This is a genomic window from Nitrosomonas supralitoralis, from assembly GCF_003011925.2.
Taxonomy (GTDB): Bacteria; Pseudomonadota; Gammaproteobacteria; order Burkholderiales; family Nitrosomonadaceae; genus Nitrosomonas; species Nitrosomonas supralitoralis.
In genome coordinates this window covers 1-5,234 of sequence record NZ_PXXU01000097.1, presented here as the reverse complement: position 1 = coordinate 5,234, position 5,234 = coordinate 1, and the positions used below count along the sequence as shown (strand labels likewise).

Sequence of the window (5,234 nt, the reverse complement as noted above, 5' to 3'; positions counted from 1 at the left end):
TTAATTTTTAATCTCTTTCAGGTTTAATTCCTCGCTGCTTGCGGCGGGGTGCTTTATTAGTGCTATTCGCGTTTGTTATTGTAAAATACAACATGAAATTATGGATATATTCAAATTAGTGTCTCGCAATTCTTACCAAGCATAAAAATAACGACATATAGCTCCAAGCAGTTAAATTTTTAGTATAGTTTTGCATAATTTAGATACATTTATATGGTGCTCATTTTAGAAAATCCAATCTAATGAAGTGGTATCAGCTATGGATAAAAAGTAAGCTCGAGCTTTCATCACGATATTATCCTGCTGAAATTACTGTCTGGCTTTTGGCAATAATTCTTATTATGTACTGTAAGTTGCAAGCCCTGAGAGTAAACAATAATTGCAATTCCGATGCCAATCCACGGTAAATAATTGACTGCGATGAGCAAGCACTATTGCAAATATCATGTTACCGAAAACAAGTAAGCCACCAAGTCGTGCAAAAAATCCAAAAACAATCATCAGTGGTGCAATCACTTCTCCCACAAAAACACCGTAAGACAGAATCTGTGGTAAATCAAGACTCGCAAGTTGTTTGCTGATGAAATCGAGAGAACTCGGGTGGGATATTTTATGTACGCCATGAAACAAGATTAGTATTCCTACTTACAATTCTCTCGTAGTCTTAAACATCAACAACTTGAATTACAAAAAATTCCGAACCAAGGAAGAAGCAAAGCAGAGTATTATTGATTAATTGGCTTTCTACAAAGAAAAACGTACACACTCAAAATTAGGCTACTAATTGCAGATAGAATTTGAACGTATATTTTATAGAAAGGCTGCTTAAGAAAGTATCCGGTTTTACTTCATCATTACAATATCAGTTTATTGATTATAGAAGGTGGAGAATGCAAAAAGTAAAAATGCCAAAGATACAATCATCATGGCATCACATTTCTATTGATTTGGCGTTGGAAAAACTGGATGCAGCTCCAGCGGGCTTGAGTCAGCATGAAGCTGAGGCGCGTATAAAAACGCATGGTCCCAATCGATTGGCGGATCCTCCAAAACGTAGTGACATCATTCGTTTCTTGCTGCAATTTCACAATATCCTGATTTATGTTCTGATCGGTTCTGCCATTATCACGGCAGTTCTGAATCATTGGATAGATACTTTCGTCATTTTGGCGGTGGTGCTAGCCAACGCAATCATCGGCTTTGTACAGGAGGGAAAAGCAGAAAAGGCAATGGATGCCATTCGTCAGATGCTGGCACCCCATGCTTCGGTGCTACGTAACGGCGAGCGTCATAGCATTGAAGGAGACAAGCTTGTGCCCGGTGATATTGTACTGCTGGAAGCAGGTGATAAAGTTCCTGCTGATCTGCGACTGCTAAAAACTCATGGTTTGCAAATACAAGAAGCAATTCTTACCGGAGAATCCGTTCCGGTGCAAAAGCAGATCGCACCAGTTCCCGCCGATGCGTCGCTGGGTGATCGCTCCTGCATTGCATTTTCCGGCACGTTAGTAACCGCAGGTCAAGGCAAAGGCATGGTAGTAGCCACAGGTGCTTCTACCGAGATAGGGCGCATCAGTGGATTGTTGTCGAAAGTGGAAACACTGACCACACCGCTGGTAAAACAGATGGGGGCATTCGCCCAGTGGCTGACTATTTTTATCTTGCTGATTGCCTCAGTGTTGCTGGCATATGGTTATTTTGTCGGACATCATGAATTCACAGGAATGTTCATGGCAGTGGTAGGACTTTCGGTTGCGGCGATTCCCGAAGGCTTGCCTGCTGTACTGACCATCACACTGGCGGTAGGCGTGCAATCAATGGCGAAGCGCAATGCCATTGTGCGCCGACTGCCCGCGATTGAAACCATCGGTTCAGTCTCAGTAATCTGCACCGACAAAACCGGCACGCTGACTCGCAATGAGATGATGGTTTCCTCAGTGCTAACGCATCAACATCTATTCACCTTAGAAGGCATCGGTTATGAACCACGGGGCACAATTTTACTGGAAAATTCAGAAATCTCCTCCAAAGAGTATGCTGTTCTGGAAGAACTCGCCCGTGCTGCAGCCTTGTGTAATGATGCGGCGTTGCATGATCGTGAAGGCGCGTGGATGGTGGAAGGTGATCCGATGGAGGGCGCTTTGCTCGCCTTTGCAAGCAAAATAGGTATCGATGCCCGCAAAGAGCAGTTAGCTTGGACACGTACCGATGCCATTCCGTTTGATGCCAAACACCGCTTCATGGCAACGCTGAATCATGACCATGAGCGCCATGCTTTTGTGTTCATCAAGGGCGCGCCGGAGCGAATTCTTTCTATGTGCAAGAATCAGAATGCTGGGAACGGAAATGTGGAACCGCTGAACCAAACTTATTGGCAAGAAAAGGCGGACAATATCGCGGCTTTCGGACAGCGTGTGCTGGCATTCGCTGTCATGCCTGTAGAATCAGAGCATGTGGTTCTGGAACAAGCAGATGTCGAGAATACACTTACGCTGCTTGGTATGGTCGGAATGATTGATCCGCCACGAACAGAAGCCATTGCAGCGGTAGCGGAATGTCACACAGCCGGTATTCGTGTGAAAATGATTACTGGCGATCACGCTAAGACAGCGGCAGCGATCGGTAAACAAATCGGCCTGCAAAATCCAGATAAAGTTTTAACCGGAGCTGATCTTGATGGTATGGATGATATCGCTCTGAAAGAGGCTGTGTTGGAATGCGATATCTTCGCCCGCACTAGCCCAGAGCATAAATTGCGACTTGTCATGGCACTGCAATCACACCATTTGACGGTAGCCATGACAGGTGATGGTGTGAATGATGCGCCTGCACTAAAACGTGCCGATGTAGGCATTGCCATGGGCAGAAAAGGAAGCGAAGCCGCAAAGGATGCAGCGGAACTGGTACTGGCGGATGATAATTTCGCTTCCATCGCTAGCGCCGTTCGTGAAGGGCGCACGGTGTATGACAATATCAAAAAAGTCATTAGCTGGACATTACCCACTAACGCGGGTGAATCCATGACCATCATCGTAGCTCTACTGTTTGGCATGACGTTACCGATAACTCCCATTCAGATTTTATGGATTAATCTGATTACTGCTGTGACATTGGGCATTGCGCTTGCTTTCGAGCCAACTGAGGAAAATACCATGTGTCGTCCGCCGCGACCGAGAGGTCAGCCACTGCTGAGTGGTGAATTGGTATGGCACATTGTGCTGGTGTCCCTTCTGTTTCTATGTGGTGTGTATGGTATTTACGCTTACGCAATTGATCGGGGATACAGCATCGAACTGGCTCGCACTCTTGCGGTGAATACGCTGGTGGTAATGGAAATCTTCCACCTATTCTTTATTCGCAATATCTACGGTACATCGCTGACCTGGAATGCAGTGCGCGGTACGAAAGTGGTGTGGATGACGGTAATCGCCGTAACCGTGGCACAACTCTCCATCACTTACTTACCTCCCTTACAGACGATATTTGCCACAGAATCAGTACCCTTCCTAGATGGACTTCTCGTTATCGTCGTTGGTATTGCGCTATTTGCCATTATTGAAACTGAGAAACAGATCCGCTTGCGTCTTAAGGTAATCAAATCATGAAAAAATATTCTCAAATCATTAACTTTCTTGCGTGCGTGACTTTGCCACGAAAAAAGAAAGGTTGTCAGTATTAACAATAGCAAGTTTCAATCTCCTTATGTTATTGATCTAAAAGCATTTGAGCAGAAAATACTGAAAACAGTTCATAGGCATATTAAATAATTATTTTGACTCCATGAGGTAAGCCAGTATTAAGCATGACATAACTTTCTAGATCCGTTCTTCAATCCGATGGTACTGCCTAATTAACTGCATATGATCGATATCTAAGTGACCAATACTACCCTTCCAGTACCTATGCGATATACTCCACCGACTATAAGAAGTTTTTTATCTTTTACTAGTTGATTAAATATCGGTGTACTTTTCTTAAGTTCAGCAACAGCGAGTTTTACATTCATTATGACCGTATTATCATATAGTTCTCCTGGAATTTTTTTTGCTGCTCTGACTGCAGGCAGCAATGCAGTCGCCATTGTTTGTATATGCCCTTCAAATTGCTCGTTCTTATTAATGGAATCCATAGCTGCTTTCACAGCTCCACATTTCTCATGACCAAGTACCATAATTAGCGGAGTATGCAATACGGAGACTGCATATTCAAGCGTAGCTAGAAAATCAATCGTTATATAATTTCCAGCAACTCGAGCTACAAACAGATCACCATGCGATTCATCGAAACAGTGCTCTGGGCCAACTCGGGAATCGGCACAGCCTAAAATAGCGGCATATGGATTTTGTCCTTTCATATGAGCATCTTTGGGTGTATGTTTATGAGGGGATTCAATTGATAGTCCAGCCTCATGACGTTTGTTGCCTTCCATTAATCTTTCCAAAGCCTTTTCAGGTGTAAGTACGTTTTCAGGCTCGGGAACGACTTTAGATGAAGCTGTTTGAAGCGGTTTTTTCTCAGATGCCATGACGATACCTCCACCAAACATACCTAAGCCAAGGGTTCCAGCTAAAGCAATTTTTAGGAATGAACGTTTTCGTAGATCATGCTGTAGATTCTCATCTTTTTGATTAAATATATAGCACATATAAGCCCTATTGAAAGTGGGTGAAAAGAAAATGGGGCTCAGCTTAAATTTTATCTTTTTTTTTTCTAATTATCCATTACTGAGGTAATCCCCATCATAACGTCAATTAAAATCTGGGACAAAACCACCATCTCTAACTGGTTTCTAATTAAAAGCCACGGAAATGTTGTAGCTTTCTAAATCATGAATTTTTTATAAATTAGCAACTGGTGAACTTCTACTAGTAGAAATTACTTAGCGTTTCTGTTCCTTTATCCATTCTAGAATTTTCTACTCTGCCTCCTCAATGCTAATTATCTGCGGTCCTGGATCTTTTCCGCCAACGTCTCATGTTTCAATGAAATCTCATTTGAAATGATCGGAGATGAGTTTCACCATTGCTTCACTCTATAACTTTATTGTTAGCCTCTTCGAAACAGGCTATAACTTGATCTTTGTTCATGTTTGTGACAAGACATATAATTTCACGCGATAGCTAGAGCTAGAGCTAGAGATCACGTCACTCATTATATATTTATCAGTATATTTGCGTTATCAAATTAACACTGTGCGCTTGCGAACTTATGTAAGATCATACACTTCATCGCGG

3 protein-coding genes are annotated in these 5,234 nt (G+C 42.9%); 1 reads left to right on the top strand and 2 read right to left on the bottom strand.

Annotation, left to right across the window (positions count from 1 at the left end; translation table 11 throughout):
* Window positions 1–339: 339 nt before the first annotated feature.
* Window positions 340–633, bottom strand: a complete 294-nt coding sequence (locus C7H79_RS16235) for a DoxX family protein (RefSeq protein WP_374058029.1) — start codon at window positions 631–633, stop codon at window positions 340–342.
* Window positions 634–890: 257 nt separating this feature from the next.
* On the opposite strand from C7H79_RS16235, the gene C7H79_RS16230 reads away from it, so the two are divergent.
* On the top strand, window positions 891–3,605 hold the full coding sequence (locus tag C7H79_RS16230; protein WP_197714663.1) for a cation-transporting P-type ATPase: 2,715 nt from the start codon (window positions 891–893) through the stop codon (window positions 3,603–3,605).
* Between the two features lie 266 nt (window positions 3,606–3,871).
* Here C7H79_RS16230 and C7H79_RS16225 read toward each other — a convergent pair whose 3' ends face one another.
* Entirely contained in the window at window positions 3,872–4,645 is a 774-nt protein-coding gene (locus C7H79_RS16225; RefSeq protein WP_106708292.1) for a carbonic anhydrase, read from the bottom strand.
* Window positions 4,646–5,234 lie beyond the last annotated feature (589 nt).

Excerpts from the sequence above, each read along its gene's own strand:
- C7H79_RS16230 (WP_197714663.1), top strand. The coding sequence starts at position 891 with ATGCAAAAAGTAAAAATGCCAAAGATACAATCATCATGGCATCACATT.
- C7H79_RS16225 (WP_106708292.1), bottom strand. The coding sequence starts at position 4,645 with ATGTGCTATATATTTAATCAAAAAGATGAGAATCTACAGCATGATCTA.